Source organism: Streptomyces sp. NPDC058701 (genome assembly GCF_042715295.1).
Classification (GTDB): domain Bacteria; phylum Actinomycetota; class Actinomycetes; order Streptomycetales; family Streptomycetaceae; genus Streptomyces.
This window is the reverse complement of record NZ_JBHXSY010000026.1, coordinates 26421-46127: the sequence shown is the minus strand read 5'-3', so window position 1 is coordinate 46127 and position 19707 is coordinate 26421. Positions and strand designations below refer to the sequence as shown.

18 protein-coding genes are annotated in these 19707 nt (G+C 73.1%); 10 read left to right on the top strand and 8 right to left on the bottom strand.

Translation table 11 applies throughout. The annotated features are described in order from the left end of the window. Positions 1-80: 80 nt before the first annotated feature. Both ACFWW8_RS25160 and ACFWW8_RS25155 read right to left on the bottom strand, forming a co-directional pair. Positions 81-479: an SsgA family sporulation/cell division regulator gene (locus ACFWW8_RS25160; RefSeq protein WP_386531511.1), complete on the bottom strand. Its 399-nt coding sequence runs from the start codon at positions 477-479 to the stop codon at positions 81-83. A 141-nt stretch (positions 480-620) separates the two neighbouring features. After that, a complete protein-coding gene (locus ACFWW8_RS25155; RefSeq protein WP_386531510.1) occupies positions 621-944 on the bottom strand; it encodes a DUF427 domain-containing protein in 324 nt (107 codons plus the stop codon). Positions 945-1650: 706 nt separating this feature from the next. On the opposite strand from ACFWW8_RS25155, the gene ACFWW8_RS25150 reads away from it, so the two are divergent. From ACFWW8_RS25150 to ACFWW8_RS25140, 3 genes are all read left to right on the top strand, one after another. Continuing rightward, complete coding sequence (locus tag ACFWW8_RS25150; RefSeq protein WP_386531508.1) at positions 1651-1971, top strand: STAS domain-containing protein; 321 nt, start codon at positions 1651-1653, stop codon at positions 1969-1971. 129 nt (positions 1972-2100) lie between these two features. Beyond that, positions 2101-2550: a histidine kinase dimerization/phospho-acceptor domain-containing protein gene (locus ACFWW8_RS25145; protein ID WP_386531507.1), complete on the top strand. Its 450-nt coding sequence runs from the start codon at positions 2101-2103 to the stop codon at positions 2548-2550. Positions 2551-3061: 511 nt separating this feature from the next. After that, positions 3062-3484: a subtilase-type protease inhibitor gene (locus ACFWW8_RS25140; RefSeq protein ID WP_386531505.1), complete on the top strand. Its 423-nt coding sequence runs from the start codon at positions 3062-3064 to the stop codon at positions 3482-3484. A 73-nt stretch (positions 3485-3557) separates the two neighbouring features. Here ACFWW8_RS25140 and ACFWW8_RS25135 read toward each other — a convergent pair whose 3' ends face one another. From ACFWW8_RS25135 to ACFWW8_RS25125, 3 genes are all read right to left on the bottom strand, one after another. Next, a complete protein-coding gene (locus tag ACFWW8_RS25135; protein WP_386531503.1) occupies positions 3558-4565 on the bottom strand; it encodes an RNA ligase family protein in 1008 nt (335 codons plus the stop codon). 110 nt (positions 4566-4675) lie between these two features. After that, positions 4676-5107, bottom strand: a complete 432-nt coding sequence (locus tag ACFWW8_RS25130) for a pyridoxamine 5'-phosphate oxidase family protein (RefSeq protein ID WP_386531502.1) — start codon at positions 5105-5107, stop codon at positions 4676-4678. A 70-nt stretch (positions 5108-5177) separates the two neighbouring features. Beyond that, a complete protein-coding gene (locus tag ACFWW8_RS25125) occupies positions 5178-6185 on the bottom strand; it encodes a hypothetical protein (protein ID WP_386531501.1) in 1008 nt (335 codons plus the stop codon). A gap of 379 nt (positions 6186-6564) precedes the next feature. Here ACFWW8_RS25125 and ACFWW8_RS25120 point away from each other — a divergent pair, with 379 nt between their 5' ends. The 4 genes from ACFWW8_RS25120 to ACFWW8_RS25105 all read left to right on the top strand — a co-directional run bounded on the left by ACFWW8_RS25120 (position 6565) and on the right by ACFWW8_RS25105 (position 10713). Further along, a complete protein-coding gene (locus ACFWW8_RS25120) occupies positions 6565-7869 on the top strand; it encodes an extracellular solute-binding protein (RefSeq protein WP_386531500.1) in 1305 nt (434 codons plus the stop codon). Between the two features lie 14 nt (positions 7870-7883). Further along, entirely contained in the window at positions 7884-8861 is a 978-nt protein-coding gene (locus ACFWW8_RS25115) for a carbohydrate ABC transporter permease (protein ID WP_386531498.1), read from the top strand. A gap of 95 nt (positions 8862-8956) precedes the next feature. Continuing rightward, positions 8957-9781, top strand: a complete 825-nt coding sequence (locus ACFWW8_RS25110; protein WP_386531497.1) for a carbohydrate ABC transporter permease — start codon at positions 8957-8959, stop codon at positions 9779-9781. A gap of 359 nt (positions 9782-10140) precedes the next feature. After that, positions 10141-10713 carry a hypothetical protein gene (locus ACFWW8_RS25105; RefSeq protein ID WP_386531625.1) on the top strand — a complete coding sequence of 191 codons (573 nt, stop codon included), beginning with the start codon at positions 10141-10143 and terminating at the stop codon, positions 10711-10713. Between the two features lie 70 nt (positions 10714-10783). Here the strand turns inward: ACFWW8_RS25105 and ACFWW8_RS25100 are convergent, their stop codons facing one another. The 3 genes from ACFWW8_RS25100 to ACFWW8_RS25090 all read right to left on the bottom strand — a co-directional run bounded on the left by ACFWW8_RS25100 (position 10784) and on the right by ACFWW8_RS25090 (position 15964). Next, entirely contained in the window at positions 10784-12151 is a 1368-nt protein-coding gene (locus tag ACFWW8_RS25100) for an AI-2E family transporter (RefSeq protein WP_386531623.1), read from the bottom strand. 703 nt (positions 12152-12854) lie between these two features. Beyond that, positions 12855-15107 (bottom strand): protein kinase, encoded by a 2253-nt coding sequence (locus ACFWW8_RS25095; protein WP_386531495.1) that lies wholly within the window; start codon positions 15105-15107, stop codon positions 12855-12857. Positions 15108-15316: 209 nt separating this feature from the next. Further along, positions 15317-15964 (bottom strand): class E sortase, encoded by a 648-nt coding sequence (locus ACFWW8_RS25090; RefSeq protein WP_386531494.1) that lies wholly within the window; start codon positions 15962-15964, stop codon positions 15317-15319. 1087 nt (positions 15965-17051) lie between these two features. On the opposite strand from ACFWW8_RS25090, the gene ACFWW8_RS25085 reads away from it, so the two are divergent. From ACFWW8_RS25085 to ACFWW8_RS25075, 3 genes are read left to right on the top strand one after another with little or no spacing between them, the layout of a single operon-like run. Beyond that, complete coding sequence (locus tag ACFWW8_RS25085) at positions 17052-17900, top strand: ABC transporter substrate-binding protein (protein WP_386531493.1); 849 nt, start codon at positions 17052-17054, stop codon at positions 17898-17900. After that, positions 17897-18697, top strand: coding sequence for an amino acid ABC transporter permease (locus ACFWW8_RS25080; protein WP_386531491.1), 801 nt, complete (start codon positions 17897-17899; stop codon positions 18695-18697). The genes ACFWW8_RS25085 and ACFWW8_RS25080 overlap by 4 nt, the downstream gene beginning before the upstream one ends. A 7-nt stretch (positions 18698-18704) precedes the next feature. After that, a complete protein-coding gene (locus tag ACFWW8_RS25075) occupies positions 18705-19562 on the top strand; it encodes an amino acid ABC transporter ATP-binding protein (RefSeq protein WP_386531490.1) in 858 nt (285 codons plus the stop codon). Positions 19563-19707 lie beyond the last annotated feature (145 nt).

Below are 19707 nucleotides of genomic sequence, written 5' to 3'. Positions count from 1 at the left end.
GGGGGCGGGCCCGCCCCCCCCCCGCCCTCCCTTCCCGGGCCCCCGGTTCTGCCGGGGGCCGGGGATCGGAGGCCGGGGGTTCAGCGTGTCAGGAGGTCCTCGAGGAAGCCGTCCGCGTCGAAGGTCTCCGAGCCCGGCGCGGTCACGGCGTACGTCTCGTCGAGGAACGCGGTGACGGCCCGCGCGTTCACGAGCAGGACCACCCCCGGCCCGCTGGCGGGATCCCACAGGCCGATGCGGAGCTCCTCGCCGCCGGCCGTCCGCTCGGGCCGGAAGGTGACGTCACCGTCACCCACCGGACCGCGGAGACCGTCCGCCAGCATCTGGCGGTCGAAGTACCAGTGCGGCAGGACCGTGTCCCCGGCGAAGAACTGTGCCCGTACGGCGTACGGATCGGCGCTGTCGTAGGAGAACCGGCCGAGGAGCGGTACCTCGCCCCCGGCCGCGTCGTGGAGGCGGACGGCGATCAGAGCGGACACACGGGACAGCAAGGCGGGCCTCCGGGGATGGAATGGTCGTCCGGCCCGTATGCCCCGTCCGCGCGCGCCCACGCTGCGCCATCCGGACGAACCGCGGCGCGGGCGCCCCGGCCGCCCCGGCTGCCCGGGCGGGTCGGCGGTTCAGACGGTCTCGGTGTCGTAGAAGCAGAAGTGGTTCTTGATGGCGGCGACGTCGGGCTTCGGGTCCGCGTACGCCCAGACGAGGTCGGCGGCGCCGGGTACGGACCAATAGCGGGCGTCCCCCTTGAAGGGACAGTGGGTGCTGGTGCCGGAGGGGGTCAGCAGGTCGGTCCGCACGTCCTCGGGCGGCAGGTAGTACCGCGGGGGGCAGCCCGTCTCGCGCAGCACCAGAGGCCGCAGGCTCTCGGCCAGCACCCGTCCGTCCTTCACGACGCGCACGTGCTCGGAGCCCTGCTCGATGGTGATGTCGTGTCCACGTGTCATGCGTTCCTCAGCGCGCACGGCGGGGGAATTCTTCCCGCGCCACCCGTCGGGAGCGGTGGAACAGCGGTCCCACCAGGTGAACAGCAGGTCGCCCACGTCCACACCGGACATCGGCGTGTCCAGATGCGCGGCCGATGCCCGGCCTAACAGGCCCCGGAGACCGGCGGTTTCGGAACCGCTGGCCCGGGGCGGCGGGTTGGCGAAGCCGCACACGGTTCGTCCCGGGCCGGGTGGTGTGACGGTGAAGGCCACGAACGGTGGACGGGCGTGACGCAGCACGGGGTGCGAAGCCGCCCGCGTCGGAAGGGTGACCGCGTGGAAGCCGGGCGCACCGGGAAGCGGCAGCGCGGCCACGCGGGCCTCTACCCGCGCCCGACCTCGGAGCAGGCACCGCGGAAGGCCGCCGGGTCGAACCGCCCGCCCCCCGAACCGGTGAATCACTCCCGCCAGTCCACCGGCGGGCCCGCCACGTGCCGCTGGGACAGCGCCCCGGCCGGCGAGGACTCCTCCGGCCGCTCCCGCACCAGGGGATGTGGATCCCCCCGGTACCGTCGCCGCCCCACCGGCTCCCGTCCGGCCGGTCCGCCGCCCGGCCCCGGCGGATCGCCCGGGCCGAGGCGCTCGGGATCAAGGAGTTGCCGGGCCGGCCGTGACCCGGCTCCGGCACCGCACGGCCTGCGCGGCCGATCTTCGACATAATCGGCCCATGCCGACAAGCGCCGACCCGCCCGCCCTGCCCGTCGTCGCCCCACAGGGGGACCTGGACGCCGACACCATCGGCGCGCTGACGGCCGAACTCGAAGCCGCCGTGGCCGAATGCGGCGGGGTGATCCTGGACGCCAGCGGCATCACCTTCAGCGACTCCTCGTTCCTGCGCCTGATGCTCACCACGCACCAGCGGGTCGACCTGCGGATCGCCGCGCCGTCCCCCGTCGTGGCCCGCATGTTCCAGCTGGTCTGCGTCGAGGACGTCCTGCGGCTGTTCCCCACCGTTCAGGCGGCCCGCGCGGGGGCTCCGGGGCCCTGAACGGTCCGCCGGGACGGCGCGGCGCGCCGAGAGGGCCATCGGCGCCGTCAGCGTCGGCTCGCCCGCGAGCGCCGGGCCCTATCGACTCGGCTCGCGCTCCGACCCCGTGACCCGCCCCCCGGCGGCGCGGTGGTCCTGCTGCTCACGCCCACGACGGGCGAACGCCCGCGCGGGGCGCTCGTCCTGGGCATCAGCCCTGACCCGATGCGCGACGACGCCTACCGGGGCTTCTTGAAGGTCGCCGCCAGCCACGTGGCCGCCGCCGTCCCGGACGCCGAGGCCATGGCCGCACAGCTGCGGCGGGCCGAGGGGCCGGCGGAGCTCGACCGGGCCAAGACCCAGTTCTTCACCGGCGTCAGCCACGATCTGCGAACCCCGCTGACACTGATCGCGGGACGGGCCCAGGACGCCCTCGCCGACACCCGGCTGCCCCTCCCACCCGCCCAGCGCGAGGGCTGCAGACCATCTACCGCAATGCGGGGCGGCTGCGGCGGACGGTCGACACCCTGCTCGACTTCAGCCGCCCGGAAGCCGGTCGGCTGGCGCTGGGACCCGTCGCGGTGGAACTCGGCGCGCTGACGCGGGGCATCGCCGGATCCTTCGCGCCCGCCGCGGAACGGGCGGAACGCCGGATCCTGCTCCACCTGCGCCCGGTTGCGCGAGCTCCCCACCGTGTTGCGGCAGCCCACCGGGACCGGCTCCGCCGACTTCCACGGCGCATCCGTAGGGCTGGCGCGCCGAGGGCTGCCGCCCGCACGGTGAGCCGCGGCCCGCCGCGCGGGATGCCGAACGGAGAGATCCGGTCAAGCTGCATGGCCGTTCGGTGAACCGCGCGCGGCGGGCCGCAGGTCAGCGCGCGCAACCGAGGAGGTCGCCATGATGATCACCCCCCGTTGGCGCGCGGCTACGGAGTGATCGCACCCCCGTGAGCTGGCCGAACGACCATTCGGTTGCCGCTATGCGGACGGTGTGTCCGTAAATCGATCGCGTGGACGCAACTCCCCTTCGGATCCGCCAGACTTGCTCACATCGGAACGCGAAATCCAAAAGAGGGATCGTGTTCAACCAACGAATCGAAAGTGAGCTTGTCGTGCGTTACCGCGCCGCCGCTGTTTCCGCCGCCGCCCTCCTCTGTCTCGCCGGCGCCACGGGCCTGGCCGAGGCCCGGCCCGCGAGCCTGTACGCCCCGTCCGCCATGGTCTTCACCGTCGCCCAGGGGGACGACGCCGCGGCCACCGTCGTCCGGGCGTCCACCCTCAGCTGCGCCCCGACCGCCGGCGGGACGCACCCCGACCCCCAGGCGGCCTGTGCGGCCCTCAACGCCACGGCCGGAGCGTTCGACGGCCTGCTCGCCGCCCCGGACCCGGACCGCGCCTGTCCGATGCACTACGACCCGGTCACCGTCACCGCGGACGGCGTGTGGCAGGGCAGCCGCATCGCCTGGAAGCACACCTTCTCCAACTCCTGCGCCATGTCCGCGACCCTGAACGGGAACTCCGTCTTCGCGTTCTGACCTCCGTCGCAGGGCAGGCCCGCGTCCCGTTCCGCGGCCCGCCCGGGCTCCCGTGCCGCGTCGGTACCGAGGGTCAGGCGCCCCGGTCGTGCGCGTCGAAGCGGGCCAGCGCCGCGGCTCCGGCCCGCAGCGACGCCTCCAGCGCATCCCGCGTCGCCCCGCCGAGTCCGCCCACCAGCTCGGCCGTCTCCTCGGCCGCGTCCCGGGCGATCTCGGCGGCCACCTCCGCCACCGGGGTGCGCGGCCCCAGCTTGCTCACGGCCGACGCCGCGCGGGCGGGGGTCAGCAGGCCGGTCCCGTGGGCGAGCAGCCAGCCGGGCACGCCCGCCGCGCCCCCGGCGGGGGCCCGGTAGGGGCGCGAGCCGTCGAACCGTTCGTCCTCCGCGAAGGCGGGCTGCTTGAACTTGGCCATGGGGCGCGCGGGCCCCAGCGACTCGCCGGCCGGCTTGAGCACCAGCCCCTCCGCGAGGTTGTCCGGCAGGGAGGGAAGCCCCAGCAGCCGCGGGAGCAAGGTCGGGAACACTGCCGGAAGCTCCTGCAACCGGGCGAGCGGACCCTCGGCCACCAGCGGGGCACAGCGGAGCCCGGCCGCGGCAGCCGCAGCGCGCAGCGTCCGGTCGGAGACCCAGTAGGGGCCGCCGGCGGTGGCGACGGTCGCGTCGAAGGGGAGCCACAGCAGATCGGGGGAGTACCAGACGCCGGTCTGCACGGGTTCGGCGCCCGGGGCCGGCGGCACGTCGGGGTGGGGGTAACGGCCGCCCGCGAGTTCACCGTAGACGGTCACCACCGCCGACGCCGACGCCTCCGCCCCGCAGCGTTCGCGCAGGATCCGTGCGCAGTGCGTCGCGGCGACCGCGAGGGCGGGCCAGATCCGGCCCACGCCGAAGAAGTCGTCCAGTCCGCCGTCGCCGAGGAGTTCGCGCCGCTTGGCGGGGTGCGCGCCCGCCGCGTCGCACACGACGGCGAAGTTGGCGCCGTGGACCTTCTCGTGGGCGACCCAACTCCGCCCCTGCGCCTCCCCGAGCCGACGGTTCGCCGGGATCTTCGGATAGGGGGACCAGGGGCGGGGTTCGGGGTGCACCGGGTGATGGTAACGATCCCGGCCCGTGCGGGCGGGGGTTTTTCTCAGTCCTCCAGCAGGGCCCGTCCGGCGTGTCCGCCCGGCGCGATCCCGGGGGAGCGGGGGAGGGCTCAGACCTTGCCGAGGTCCGAGCTCAGCCATCGCTCCGGACGCATGTGGAACACGATCTGCTCGCCGTGGTCCTTCCAGGCGAAGTCGACGTAGGCGTCCACCTTTTCCGCCGGCAGGTACCGGGAGGAGATCTCCACCAGCTGTTCGCGCACCGCCGGTTCGGTCGACACCACCGAGCCCTCGACCGACACGTAGCGGATCGTCGGTTCCAGGCGGTCCACCATCAGGCTGAACCGGCCCGCGGCCCGGATCAGTTCGGCCTTCCGCGAGTCACGGCCGGTCATGATCCAGAGGTCGCCGCCGGGAGCGTACTGGTACCAGATCGGGACCGTCAGCGGTGCGCGGTCACCGTCAGGGCCCGCGCTCACGGCGAGCGCGGCCACATGGGGCTCGGCGAGGAAGAGCTCACGGTCGGTTCGGGACAGGGCCACGGCACGCTCCTTCGACGGGGAGAAACCTACGCAGGGACAACGACGCCCCACCCCGCGGCTGTTCCCGGTGTCACCCGTGAGGACCAGTCGTCCCTGCCGTCGCCTTGTCGTCCGCGGTGGCGGGGGTGGCCGCCGGGCCGGCCGCCGGCTCGCCCGAGGCGGGACGGGGCGCGGTGTACATGACCGAGCCCTGCTTGTTCGCCTTGTCGACGGCACCCTTCTTCGCGAGGGTCTCCAGGGTGTTGCGCACCACCTGGGTGGAGGCCGGGCGGCCGGGATGGGCCTCCGCCAACGCGGTGGTGACCTCGCTGACCGTGCGGGGTTCCGCGGCGCCGACCAGGAGGGCCAGGACGAGCTCGCGCAGCGGGGGCTCGGTCGTGGCCGTCGGCGCGGCGCCGGTCTTCGCGGTGCCGGTCTTCGCCGAGCGGGTCTTCGCGGTGTCGGCCTCGGTGGGGGCGGCCACCGCCGTGCCGCTCTTCGTGCCGCCCTTGGTGGCGGCGGGGGTGGCCTTGGCGGTGACCGCCTTCGTGGTGGCGGGCTTCGCCCTGCCGGTCGTCGTGCCGGCCGACGTGCCGGTCTTCGTTGCGGTGGTGGCCTTCGCGGCTGCCGGCTTGCGTGCCGCGGCCTTGGCCGGTGTGCCCGCGGTGCCCGGGGCGCCGGGCGCCGTCGTGGCCCGGGCTGCCTTCCCGGGGCGTGCCGACTTCTTGGCGACGGCTGTCGCGCCGGTGGTCTTCCTGGCCCGCCGCGGCCGGGGCACGCTCTCCGCCGCCGGAGTTCCGGTGGCCGTCGCCGACAGGGCGGCGGTCACGATCGCGGGTGTCCGTACGGGCTGCGCGGGCACCTGGCCGTCGCCCGCTCCGGCCGCCGCCGCGGCGGTGGCTCCGTCCGAGGCCGGGGGCAACGCACCCTGCATCCCGCAGAGCCAGCTCTCCTCTGCCCTCAACTGCTTCAAGCGGGCGTCGAGTTCGGCGATCCGGGCGGAGGCGGCCTGCTGTTCCCTGCGGTTGGTCTCGAGATCGACGGCGAACCGCTGCGCGTACAGGCTACGGATGGGTGTGGTGTCCGGCTCGTTGGTCATGGCGGCTCACTCTCCTCATACCTCACGGTGTTGCTGCGGGATGCTACTCGTCGCCGGGCGGCCGCAGTTCCGTCCCGGCGCGATCCGCCACCCTGTTCTGACGTTCGGAAACCCGAGGTCCCGGGCGTGCGCGCCCCGCCGAGGGGTGCGGCCCCGTCCCGCCCGACGGTTCTGCAGGTGCTCCGCGGGTGCCCTCCGAGTGCTCCGCGGGGCCCGAGCGCCACTCCGTGCGTTGCGCAGGGCGCTTCGTCCGGTCACAGAGTGGTTGAGACCACTTGTCCCCGTGTGCAAGCCGTTCTAGCCTCCTCCCAGTTGTGCAGTACGGAACAGGTGTTGCGCATCGTGCAACGCACTCGCACTCGTCCCCTGGGGATCGCCCATGAAGCTCCGCTCCCGCATAGCCGTACCCGTCGCCGCGTTCGTCCTGGCCGGCCTCACTGCCACCGCCTGCGCCCCCCAGACCGCCGCCAACGACGCCTCGAAGGACGAGAAGTCCGGCACCCTGCGCGTCTGGCTCTTCCAAGAGGTCAACAACGACCCGAAGAAGAAGGTCGTGGACCAGGCGATCTCCGCGTTCACGCAGCAGCACGCGGGTACCGAGGTCGAGGTCGAGTACATTCCGGTCGAGACCCGGGCCCAGCGCATCAAGGCCGCCTTCAACGACCCGAAGAGCGCACCCGACCTGATCGAGTACGGCAACACCGACACCGCCGGACACGTCAAGGACGGCGGCCTCGCCGACATCAGCAAGGAGTTCGGCGACTGGGCGGAGGCCAAGGACACCGACCCCACCGCCACCAGGTCGGTCACCGTCGGTGGGAAGGTGTACGGCGCCCCGTTCTTCGTCGGCGTACGCGCCCTCTACTACCGCACCGACGTCTTCACGGAGCTCGGACTCCGGCCCCCGAAGACGCAGGCCGAGCTGGTGTCCACGGCCAGGAAGATCCGCCAGGCCAAGCCCGAGATGTACGGCATCGCCGTCGGCGGTGCGTACACCTACGGTGCGCTGCCCTTCATCTGGGCGAACGGCGGTGAGCTCGCCGAGGAGAGCGGCGGCACCTACACCGCCGCGATCGACAGCGCCGCCGCGCGCAAGGGCATCGAGACGTACACCTCGCTCTTCGGCGACGACAACTGTCCGGCCGCCAAGTGCGCGGCCATGGGCGGCAACGCGACCGTCACCGCCTTCGCCTCGGGCACCGCGGCCATGGCCATCGGCGGCGACTTCAGCCACCAGGCCGTCGAGGCGGGCGCGGTGAAGGGCAAGTACGCCGTCGTCCCGCTGCCCGGTCTGCAGGAGGGCGACATCGCCCCGGCCTTCGCGGGCGGCAACAACATCGGCGTCCTGAAGAGCAGCACCCACCGCACCCTCGCCGTCGACCTCATGAAGCGGTTCGCGGGCAAGGACGCCCAGCGCGGGCTGTTCGACGCGATGGGCTTCCTGCCGACCTATACCGACGTCCGTGCCGAGGTGGCGAAGAAGGACCCGTTCGTCGAGCCGTTCGTCCGGACCCTCGCGGCGGGCACCAAGTTCGTGCCGGCCTCCCCGGGGTGGGGTCAGATCGACGCCTCGACCGTTCTGCCGACGATGTTCCAGGAGATCGTCAGCGGCAAGAAGGACGTGGCCACCGCCTCCGGTGACGCGGCGAAGAAGATGGACACGGCCTTCTCCGACGCCGGCTGACCGGGCCCGCCGACATGACGCACGAAGCGACGGCCGCCCTTCCGGAGGCGGCCCCCGAGAAGACCGCCCCGGCCCCGGCCCCTGCCACCCGGCCCCGGCGGACTCCCGCAGGACGCCACGGCAGCCGTTGGACGCCCTGGCTCTACCTCACACCCGCACTCCTCGTCCTTGCCGCGCTGCTGGTCTACCCGATCTACCAGCTCGGCCTCATCTCCTTTCTCGAATACACCCAAGCCCAGGTCAGCGGGGGTGAACCCACCACCTTCAAGGGCCTCGGCAACTACCGGACCCTCTTCTCCGACAGCCAGTTCTGGCAGGTCCTGCTGGCGACCGTCGTGTTCGCCGCCGCCTGTGTGGTCACCACGCTCGGTGTCGGCTGCGCGCTCGCCGTCCTGCTCACCCGCATCAGGGCGCTCCCCAGGCTCGCGCTGATGCTGGCCGCGCTCGGCGCGTGGGCGACGCCCGCCGTCACCGGCTCCACCGTCTGGGTCTTCCTCTTCGACCCCGACCACGGCCCGGTCAACCGGCTGCTCGGCCTCGGGGACTTCTCCTGGACGTACGGGCGCTACAGCGCCTTCGCCCTCGTCCTCTTCGAAGTCGTCTGGTGCTCGTTCCCGTTCGTGATGGTGACCGTGTACGCGGGCATCAAGGCGATCCCCGCCGAAGTGCTGGAGGCCGCCTCCCTGGATGGTGCTTCCCAGTGGCGGACCTGGCGCTCCGTCATCGCGCCGATGCTGCGGCCCATCCTGATCGTCGTCACCATCCAGTCGATCATCTGGGACTTCAAGGTCTTCACCCAGATCTACGTGATGACCGCCGGCGGAGGCATCGCCGGACAGAACCTCGTCCTCAACGTGTACGCGTACCAGAAGGCCTTCGCGTCCTCGCAGTACAGCCTGGGCTCGGCGATCGGCATCGTCATGCTGCTGATCCTGCTGACCGTCACCCTCGTCTATCTGCGCCTCATGCGACGTCAGGGAGAAGAACTGTGAGCCGCACCGGCACGCCCCCGACCGCCACGCCCGCCACACCCCCCGGCGCCGGGCGGGCGGCCGGGGCGGCCACGGCCCGGACGGGAGGGCCGCGTGTGCGGCGCCCGTGGCGCCTGGCCGCGGAGGCGTCCGCGCTCGTCGTCGCGGTGGTCGTGGCGTTCCCGCTGTACTGGATGGTGCTCTCCGCCCTCAAACCGGCCGGTGAGATCCAGTCGACCGAGGCACGCCCGTGGACGCTGTCCCCGTCGCTCGACTCGTTCCGCCGGGTGTTCGAGCAGCAGGAATTCGGGCGCTACTTCCTCAACAGCCTCTTCGTGGCCGGAACCGTGGTCCTCGCCTCCGCGCTGATCGCGTTCCTCGCGGCGACGGCGGTCAGCCGCTTCCGCTTCCGGTTCCGCACCACCCTGCTCATCATGTTCCTCGTCGCGCAGATGGTGCCGATCGAAGCCCTGACCATCCCGCTGTTCTTCCTGATGAGGGACACGGGTCAGCTCAACACGCTCTGGTCGCTCGTACTGCCCCACATCGCGTTCTCGCTGCCGTTCGCGATCTGGATGCTCCGCGGTTTCGTCAAGGCCGTGCCGGAGGCGCTGGAGGAGGCCGCGTACATCGACGGCGCGAGCCGCACGCGTTTCCTGTGGCAGATCCTCTTCCCCCTGGTCTTCCCGGGGCTCGTGGCGACGAGCGTCTTCTCCTTCATCTCCACGTGGAACGACTTCCTCTTCGCCAAGTCGTTCATCATCAGCGACACCTCACAGTCGACCCTTCCGATGGCGCTGCTGGTGTTCTTCAAACCGGACGAGAACGACTGGGGAGGCATCATGGCCGGGTCCACGGTCATGACGGTGCCGGTGCTGGTCTTCTTCGTACTCGTCCAACGCCGCCTGGTCTCCGGCCTCGGCGGAGCGGTGAAGGACTGAGCCGGGGCGCCGGCCGGCGCCCCGCGCGGCGCCCGGTCCGCGCCGTCGTACGCACCGGGCCCGGACAGGTGAGGACACCCGTCCGGGCCCACACGGTCACCGGCTGCGGGGCCCTGCGCCCTCCGCGTGCCTCCCAGCGCCCCGGTGGGCCGCCGTTGACAGGCGCTCGGCCACGTGCGAAAAAGACGAGTAGGCCGTGTTCGGCCACATGTCCCCTCCTCGACGCGACGTACTACGCCTCGCGGCCCGGCCGCCGACGTGTGCCCGTACCGGACCGAGCCCGCGTGACGCACCACCACGCTCCCCGTCGAACGCCTGGCACGCCACCACATACGTGAACGGACGGCCCTGCCTTGACCATGATTCCTGGATCCCGTGTCTCGGGGCGGACCTGGACGGTCCGCCTGACCGGCCACGGAGACCACACCGTCTCCGTCTCCTGCAGCGTCGAGGCGTGCCGCATGCCGCCCCGCTCGAAGGACGTCGCGGCGATGCGGCGGTTCGCCGCCGAGCACGTACGCGCCCACGCGCGCCTCGCGACGGTCCGGCCCAATGCCGCGTGTGCCTGCCGGGCCGCCGACTGCGCGTTCCACGAGCACACCCGTACGGCCTGTACCGGCGCCCCGCTGCTGCTCCTGGTGCACAACCCCGCCGTCGGCCAGGTGTGGAGCCTCGCGGAGATCTGCCAGGCGTGCGCGCCGCTGATCTCGCACACGACGGTCCTCGGCCGCTCCCGGCGACCGGCCGGCGACCGGTCCGTGCCCGCCGGGGCGGCCGCGCCCGCTCCGGGCCAGACCCCGGCAGAAGGCTCCGCCGGATCCGCTGTGGCGCGGGTGGCGGTGCCCGGCGGGTTCTCGTCCCCCGAAGCGGCACCCGAGGCCGTCGCCCGCCGGCGCCCCCACCCGGGGAACTCCCGCCGCCGCACCCGCTGAGCGGTGACCGCCGAGCACTGAGCGGCGGTCACCGCACGGTGCTCGGCGGCGGCGGCGACGACGGCTTCGGCTAGGGCAGGACGCCGTCGCCGGTCCGTCGGGGGGCGTCGGGGTCCTGGTGCTTGTCGCCGTGTCCGTCCGCGCCGGGGTGATCCACTCCGGCCGGGTCCTCGACCGCGGCGGCGCGATCGGTGCTGTCCTGCGTCGCGGTTCCCGAGGCGCCGCGCGCCCGGAGGTACACGACCACGGTGTTGGCGACGGCGACGAGCGGCACCGCCACGACGGCTCCGCCGATCCCCGCGACGGTGCCTCCCGTGGCGACGGCGAGGACGACGGCCAGCGGATGGACCCGCACGGCCCGTCCGAGGATGAACGGCTGGAGGACGTGCCCCTCGATCTGCTGCACCACGAGGACGATCACCAACGCCATGAGCGCGGTGAAGACGCCCTGGGTGACGAGGGCGACGACGACCGCCAGCGCCCCCGAGGCGACCGCACCGACCAGGGGGACGAACGACGCCAGGAAGATCAGGACGGCGATGGGAACGGCGAGCGGTACGTCGAGGATGTAGATGCCGACGCCGATGAACACGGCGTCGATCAGGGCGACGATGACGGTTCCGCGGACGTACGCGGTGAGCGTCCGCCAGGCGCGCGGCCCGGCACCCGCCAGACCCGGACGGGCCGAAGACGGGACCAGCTTGAGGGTCCACTCCCAGATGCGGGTGCCGTCGTACAGCAGGAAGAGGGTGCAGAACATCGCCAGCAGCAGGCCGGTGAGCCCTTCGACCAGTACGGTCACGCCCTGCAGGCCGGTGGAGGTGATCTCGCTCGTACTCGTGCCGATGCTGTCGCTCAGCCGGTCGGCGATGTCGTTGATCTGGCCTTCCGTGACGTGCAGGGGACTGTTGACGAGCCATTGCTTGAGCTCCCCGATGCCCTCCTGGACCCGTCCGGAGAGGGTGCCGAGGTTATCGAGGACCTGCCAGACGACGAACCATCCGACGAGCCCGAGGACGACGAACCCGAACACGGCGGTCAGCGCGGTGGCCAGCCCGCGCGGGACGCCGCGCCGCTGGAGCCGCGCGACGGTCGGCTGGAGCAGCGCGGTGATCAGGAGGGACACGGCGAAGGCGAGCACGACCAGCCGGACCGCGCCGATCACCCGCATGAGCACCCAGACGGTGGCGGCCAGCACCAGCAACCGCCACCCGGCTTCCGCTGCCACGCGCACGCCCCACGGGACCGCGGTGGCGGCGTCCCGGGCCGCCATGCGGTCCGAACGCTGCTCCTCGAGCTGAATGGCGTCGTCCCACGCCTCGACGTACTCCGCTTCCTGGCGGGCCTGGAGCTGGGCGCGGCGCTCGCTGAAGCCCGCGACGCCCGCCTTGGCCCGGCCGAACCATCCGCTCGGGCCAAGCGATCGAGGTGGATTCACCACGGATTCCTTCTTGTCGTTTTCGTTGCGGAACTGCGTGTCGGACACCGGAATCGGGTCTCGCATCCGGCGCGACGGTCGGCGCCCGCCGGGGCGCGGACGGTCCGATGACGGCCCGGGCGCCGCCCGGTCAGCTCCGTCGCCGGAGAATCACCTTCCGCCGCTCCGGGCGAACTCGCGGAACAGGACCGCCAGAGCAACGGCCATGACCAGCAGATGCACCCATGCCTGGTTCACCGCAACCTCCTCGCTGTGGCGGGCTTCGCGCCACGCCCGTATCGGGTTCGCTCCGCACGTGCGCAGGGACACCGGTCCGTGCCGGCGGAGCGGTCCGCCGGTCGACCGGCCGCCGGAACGGCGATCCCTCGACTCGGCGCTGTGCAGTCCGCGTGCCCCCGATCCGCGCCCTTACGCGCGGCTCAGGCGAAGCCGCGTACGCAACCGGGCCGGCTCGCGCACGGTGGGTGCGTGCCCGCCGCGTCCCTCACCTTCGGCGGGCACAGGCGCGCCGAGCACGCGCTGGGCCGCCGCTCGGTCGACAGCCCGGGAGGGTCGGCATCGACGGTCGAGTCACGTGGAGGCCTTGCGTGCCAAATGACCCAGTGCCGTCCTCATGGGTGCACGAGCGACCGTTCGGCCGACGGCCCCCTGACACCGGCGTCGGGAGCACGAATCGTGCGCCCGATGCCGGTGCCCGCAGGACTCAGCGCCAGGACGGGTGGGCCTCGGAGCCGCCGCCGCTGGTGACAGCGCGCTCTCCGGTCTTGTCGGCCCGGACCGCCCAGACCGCCGGCTTTTCGTACGGGCCGCGGACGAAGGCGACCCAGTTGCCGTCGATGGACCAGGACGGGTCCATTTCGTGCTCACCGGTGGCGACCAGGTCGCGGTCGTCGGCGCCGTCCGCGTTCACGAGGCGGATGTCGCCCTGGGTGCCCTTGCCGTAGATGCCCGCGGTGTACGCGAAGGTGCCGCCGTCCGGAGACCACACGGGATCGAGCGCGGGGTGCGGGAGCCGGGTCAGCTGCTGGGGGGCGCGGCCAGGCGCGGTCGAGTCGACCAGGTGGATCTGCCAGTTCTCGGCACCGGACTCCAGGCAGACGGCGACGTGCCGGCCGTCCGGTGACCATGCCGGGTCCTCGACCGGTCCGGTGCCCGTGGTCAACTGCTGAGCGGATCCGTCGGCGACGTTCACCGCGAACAGCTGCTGCACGCCGTCCTTCTTGCGCAGCACCGCGAGCCGGGTGCCGTCGGGCGACCACGAGACCCTGCCGCCGGCGATGGCGGCGACGCGCCGGGGGTTCGAGCCGTCGGCGTTCGCGGTCCAGACGGCAGCGCCCTCGGCCGTGGTACGGATGAAGGCGAACGACGTGCGGTCGGGGGACCACTGGGGCAGGACGTCGCAGGCGTCCCCCGGGATCAGTCGGCGGGGGGCGTCGCTCCCCGCGTCGCGGCGGGCGATCACGCCGTGGCACGTCGCGGGCCCGCCGGGGGCGGTGTCCAACCGGATCAGCAGGGGGTCGGTGGGGAAGGGGGCCGGGGTCGGTGCGGTGTCACTGCCGCTGGGGGCGAGGGCGCCGGGCTTGGCGCCGTCGTCGGTGGACCCGTTCCAGGGCTGCCACGCGTACAGGCCGCCGGCCGCGAGGGCGGTTACGAGCACTGCCGCGACCACCGCGCGGCGAGCGCGCCGCGGCGGGGTCTCGCTCCGGGGGCGCGCGGTGTCGGGCTCGCCCGGCACGGTGACGGCCCGCCACGGACCCGTGGCACCGGGGCCGTGTCCCGGATCGGGCACGGAACCGTTCGCGGGTGCGGGTGCGGGTGCGGGTGCGGGTGCGGGTGCGGGCGCCGGTGTCGGCGCGGCCGTTGCCGTTGCGGGTGCGGTGGTGGGCGGGGAGGCCGCCACGGCGGGCCGGGTTCCGGAAGCGGGGTCCGCCGCCGACGCCGCCGCAGCCGCGGTCAACGGAGGTTCCGTACGGGGGTCGGGAGCCGTCGTCGCGACGGCCCGGGGGTCCGGAGCGGCCGTTTCCGCGGCCTCCGTGCGCGTCGGGGCGAGTTCCGATGTCGGGATCACCGGCGACGCGCCCGGCTGCTTCGTAGGGTCGTAGCGGGGCAGCAGCTGCGTCGCCGCGTCCGGCAGCCAGCAGTCACCGGCCGGGTGACGGACCGTCAGTCGGCCGAGGAACGCCGTCGGGGTGGGCCGGTCCGCGGCGTCCTTGGACAGGCAGGCGCCGATGGCCTCGCGGAGTTCGTCGGGGACGGCGGCCAGGTTTGGCTCCTCGTGCACGACTTTGTAGTGCCGGGCGGCCGACGGGCCGTCACCGAAGGGGGAACCGCCCGCGGCCTGGGCGAGCACCACTCCCAGGGCGAACATGTCCACCGCGGGAGTGACGACGCCACTGGTGAGCTGCTCCGGCGCCAGGAATCCCGGGGTGCCGATCTGGAGCCCGGTCTGGGTCAGCGCCGTCCCGTCCAGAGCGCGCGCGATGCCGAAGTCGATGACGCGCGGCCCGTCCTCGGCGACGATGATGTTCGCGGGCTTGAGGTCGCGGTGGATGACCCCGGCCCGGTGGATCGCCTCCAGCGCCTCGGCGAGACCGGCCGCCAGGACCGTGAGCGTGTCCACGGGGAGCGCCCCGACACGGGCGAGGACCGCCTGCAGGGTGGGGCCGGGCACGAAGGCCGTCACCAGCCAGGCCGGGTCCCCTTCGGGATCGGCGTCGACGACCGGCGCCGTGTGGAATCCGCCGACCCGGCGGGCGGCAGCGACCTCGGCGGCGAACCTCCGCTTGAAGCCGGGCTCCGTGCTCAGCTCGGGGCGTACGACCTTGACGGCCACGGCACGGCCCGACGGGGACCGGCCCAGGTAGACCACACCCATGCCCCCCTGCCCGAGCCGTCCCACCAGCCGATAGCGGCCGTCGCCGACCGCGATGGGATCGCCCGTTTCGAGCGGCTTCATGTTTCCCCCGTTTCGAACCCTGTGCCGTGACAGCATCTCCCTACCTGCCGCGCCGCGCACCAGTCAAGCGGAGTCCGGCCGCCCCGGATGCGCGCCGGAGGGCACCGGCACGCGCGGGCCGGGCATCCCAGGGTGCCGCGCCGGGTCGAGACGGCGGCAGAACCGTTGCCGCTTCACCCCATCAGGCCACTGCACGGCCCGCGTTGGCGTCAGGGCTTGGTGCCGGTGAGGACACCGATCTTGTCGAGACGGTGTTCGGGATTGTTCTGCGCGTCCCGCCAGAAGTTTCCGGCCGCGTCGTCCTCGGGCGTGAGACAGGTGGTCACCGTGATCATCGCCCGGGTCGGGGCCGCGCCGGGGGAGCCGGGGACCGCGGCGCGCTGCGCCGCCATGGAGGCCGGCGAGCGGAAGGACGTCGTCCGGGTCGAGGTGATCGTGTACTGGTACGTCACGCCGCCGGCCGTCACGAACACGGAAGCGCCCGTCGGCAGCGACGGCAGGGCCCGCAGCGGTCCGCCCGCCGTGACGCGGTGCCCGGTGACGATGTAGTTGCCCACGTCGCCGGGACCGACACCGCCGGAGGGGCCGTGCGGGCTGGCCGCGGCCCCCCGGTCCTGGATCCGGGTGCCCGGGGCGTCGTCGGGGCTGCCCGGGTACGGGATCACGGGCAGCCCCGACACACCGATGGCGGGAATCGACAACGTGGCGCTCTGCACGGCGGCGACGGCCCGGTCGGGTGCCGCGGCGGACGTGGACGGGAACGCGGGCGCGCTCGGAGCCGCCATCAGGACGGCGAGCGCGGCGCCGGCGAACGCCGTCGGCAGGGTACGGGAAGCGAGGAACGGCAACTGGCGCATGGCAGATTCCATAGGTCGGCCGGGCCGCACGGGGTCGTTCAGGCCCGGTTGGCCCTTCCAGCGTCCCATGCGGCGGCGGCTGCGGCAGCAGATGCGGCGGCGCCCCGGCCCCGTCGCCACCAGCGCGAGGCGGGAGCCAGCCCCCGCCCCGCCTCGCGCGGCCCCGGCCCCGTCGCCACCCGCGCCCGGGCGGGACAGCCTCCGCCCCGCCTCGCGCTTGTCTGCGCCCCGAGCCCCGGCCTCCGTCCCGGCCCGCCTCCGCCCCGCCGCCACCCGAGCCCGCACCTCCCGTCGGCCCCCCTAGCCGCACCTCAGACCCTGACCGGCCGGTCACCTCGTGCCGGGCAGGGGCTCCGGCGGCTCGGTGGCTTCCGGCGGCGCCGTGGTGCGTACGGACGCGTACGCGCAGCATCGCCGCTCCGGCCACGACGCCGACGAGGCGCAGTGCCACCGCCACGACGGGCTCCTCCGGCGGGGTGAGCTCGGGAGGGCCGGTCGACGCCGCGTACAGGGCACCGAGGATGCCGAACGGCAGGATCCAGACGAGCAAGCCCGACCCCCTCCCGGCGCAGAACGCCACCGGTGCCTCCGGTGTCCGCGTCCCCCTCGGCCGCCCCGGGGCGAGCACCGTCACGATCCCGACCACCGCCGTGCCGACCGTGACGCCGCCGAGGACGAGCCGCTCCGCCACGCCGAACCCCCGGCCGACGGGCGGCACCCCCACGAGCGAGCCGACCACCCACGACGCCTCGACCAGGCAGTACGGGCCCGGCGCCGGCGCCGTCGTCCTGCCCCACCGGTCCATGGGAACACCCCCTCCAGCAGCTGGAATCCCATGCTCCAACGTCACGGTGCCCGGCCACGTCCCCCACCCGGGGGAGCCGTCTCCCCCGCCCGGGGGAGGGCGCCGGAGCGGGCGCCGCCGGAGGCCACGGCCGCGGGCGTCGCCGATCATGGCCGGATGTGTGTGCCCCTCCCCGGAACGCATCACGAATGATCCCTCGCCACACGCCACCCGTGGCTTACGATCTCGGCGGACGGTCTCGTCCCGGGACCGCCGCACGCCCCGCACTCGTGGAGGTCAACCGTGTTCCGGACGGCCAGAGGAAACCGCAGTCGCCGCAGCACCTTCCGGATCCGCACCGCAGCCGGAGCCGCGACCGCGGGCGTGTTCCTCGTCGCGGGCTGTTCCTCGGGCGGCGAGGGGGCCGGCGAGGCCGCGGGAGGGGTACCCGTGGTCGAGAAGGGCCACCTGACCACCTGCACCCACCTGCCCTACCCGCCGTTCCAGTTCGAGCAGGACGGCAAGGTCGTCGGCTTCGACGTGGCGCTCGTCGACCTCGTCGCGAGCCGGCTCAAGGTCGAGCAGAAGATCCTCGACACGCCGTTCGAGAACTTCAAGACCGGCGCCTTCCTCAACTCCGGCGAGTGCGACCTCGCCGCGGCCGGTATGACGATCACCGACGAGCGCAAGAAGAACGTCGACTTCTCCGTCCCCTACTTCGACGCGACGCAGGCGCTCCTGGCCACCAAGAAGAGCGGGATCACCTCCCTCGCCGACGTCAAGGCCACGTCGAAGAAGCTGGGCGCCCAGGCCGAGACCACCGGCGAGAGCTACGCCAAGTCCCAGGGCTTCGACCCGGTCGCCTTCGAGAGCTCGGACGCGGTGCTCAACGGGCTGCGCACCGGCCAGGTCGACGCGGTCGTCATCGACTACCCCGTCGTCCAGGGCTGGCTCAAGGACCCCAAGAACGCCGCCGAGTTCGTGCTCGGGCAGAACATCGAGACCGGTGAGCAGTACGGCTTCTCGGTGAAGAAGGGCAACAGCGCCCTCGTGGCCGCGATCGACAAGGCGATCACGGACGCCAAGGCCGACGGCACCTACAAGAAGCTCTACGAGCAGTGGATCGGACCGCTGCCCCAGGCCACGCCGTGACGTCTCGCCTGACCCGGCGGCAGCGGCGCCGGATCTGGCAGGGCATCCAGTACGCCGTCTTCGCCGCCGTGCTGGTCCTGATCGGCGTCCTCGCCGACTGGGACCGGCTGCAGAACCAGTTCGCGCAGAAGGACCTGGCGCTCCGCCTCTTCCCGGAGATCATCACGATCGCCCTGCGCAACACGGTGATCTACACGATGTCCGGCTTCCTGTTCGGGCTGGTGCTCGGCCTCGTCATCGCGATGATGCGGCTGTCCTCGGTGGCGCCGTACCGCTGGGTCGCCGGCGTTTACATCGAACTCTTCCGCGGCCTCCCCGCCCTCCTGATCTTCATTTTCGTGGGCGTGGCGGTTCCACTGGCGTTCCCCGGCACCGAGATCCCCGGCGGCACGTACGGCAAGGTGGCGCTCGGCCTCGGCCTGGTGGCCGCGGCGTACATGGCGGAAACGATCCGGGCGGGCATCCAGGCGGTACCCAAGGGGCAGATGGAGGCCGCCCGTTCACTGGGCTTCTCGCACGCCCGCGCCATGGTGTCGGTCATCATCCCGCAGGCCTTCCGCATCGTCATCCCGCCGCTGACGAACGAACTGGTCCTGCTGTTCAAGGACTCCTCGCTGGTGCTGTTCCTGGGCGTGACCCTGCAGGAGCGGGAACTGACGAAGTTCGGGCGGGACCTCGCCAGCCAGACCGCCAACTCCACCCCGATCCTCGTCGCGGGCCTTTGCTACCTCCTGGTGACCGTGCCGCTGAGTTTCGTGGTGCGCCGCCTCGAGGCCCGCGCGGACAAGGCCGCGTGAGGACCAGATGCCACGGAAGACGGAGACGGTGCACGACACGATGGCCACGGACCGGCCGGAGATCGAGATCAGGGGGCTGCACAAGTCCTTCGGCGACAACCACGTCCTGCGCGGCATCGACCTGGAGGTCGCCCGAGGCGAGGTCGTGTGCGTCATCGGGCCTTCGGGCTCGGGCAAGTCGACGCTGCTGCGCTGCGTGAACCTGCTGGAGGAGCCGAGCGGCGGCCGCGTCTTCGTCGGCGGCACCGAGGTCACCGACCTCGACGTCGACATCGATGCCGTACGCCGCCGCATCGGCATGGTCTTCCAGCAGTTCAACCTCTTCCCGCACGTGAGCGTGACGGAGAACCTCACCCTGCCCCAGCGGCGGGTACTGCGCCGGGACAAGGCGCGGTCCGCCGCCGTCGCCCTGGAGAACCTCGAACGCGTGGGCCTCGCCGACAAGGCGGACGCCTACCCGGCGCAGCTGTCCGGCGGCCAGCAGCAGCGGGTCGCCATCGCGCGGGCCCTGTCGATGGGGCCGGAGGTGATGCTCTTCGACGAGCCCACGTCGGCGCTCGACCCCGAACTCGTCGGTGAGGTGCTGTCGGTGATGCGGGTGCTGGCGGGCGAGGGGATGACGATGATGGTCGTCACCCATGAGATGAGCTTCGCCCGAGAGGTCGCGGACCGCGTCGTGTTCATGGACGGCGGAGTGGTCGTCGAACAGGGTCCGGCGGCGCAGGTGGTCGGCAATCCGCGGGAGGAGCGCACGCGGAACTTCCTCAACCGCATCCTGGACCCGGCGGCGGCCGAGGTACCGGACACGGCCGCCGGTGCCGGCCCCCGGCCGCGGGCGGAGGACGGCGGGCCCGGTACGGGATGAGGCGCGGCCCCTCGGAACGCGCCTGCCCCGGGGCCCCGCCCCCGCCCGCGTCAGCGGCCGGCGCCCGAGGCGGCTTCCGGCTCCGCGGCCCCGGCCGGAGGAGCGGCGCCCTGCCGGAGCGTGTGCGGGCGGGGAGGGCGCCGGT

Excerpts from the sequence above, each read along its gene's own strand:
- ACFWW8_RS25155 (WP_386531510.1), bottom strand. The coding sequence starts at position 944 with ATGACACGTGGACACGACATCACCATCGAGCAGGGCTCCGAGCACGTG.
- ACFWW8_RS25120 (WP_386531500.1), top strand. The coding sequence starts at position 6,565 with ATGAAGCTCCGCTCCCGCATAGCCGTACCCGTCGCCGCGTTCGTCCTG.
- ACFWW8_RS25150 (WP_386531508.1), top strand. The coding sequence starts at position 1,651 with ATGCCGACAAGCGCCGACCCGCCCGCCCTGCCCGTCGTCGCCCCACAG.
- ACFWW8_RS25095 (WP_386531495.1), bottom strand. The coding sequence starts at position 15,107 with ATGAAGCCGCTCGAAACGGGCGATCCCATCGCGGTCGGCGACGGCCGC.
- ACFWW8_RS25090 (WP_386531494.1), bottom strand. The coding sequence starts at position 15,964 with ATGCGCCAGTTGCCGTTCCTCGCTTCCCGTACCCTGCCGACGGCGTTC.
- ACFWW8_RS25115 (WP_386531498.1), top strand. The coding sequence starts at position 7,884 with ATGACGCACGAAGCGACGGCCGCCCTTCCGGAGGCGGCCCCCGAGAAG.
- ACFWW8_RS25105 (WP_386531625.1), top strand. The coding sequence starts at position 10,141 with ATGATTCCTGGATCCCGTGTCTCGGGGCGGACCTGGACGGTCCGCCTG.
- ACFWW8_RS25075 (WP_386531490.1), top strand. The coding sequence starts at position 18,705 with ATGCCACGGAAGACGGAGACGGTGCACGACACGATGGCCACGGACCGG.
- ACFWW8_RS25125 (WP_386531501.1), bottom strand. The coding sequence starts at position 6,185 with ATGACCAACGAGCCGGACACCACACCCATCCGTAGCCTGTACGCGCAG.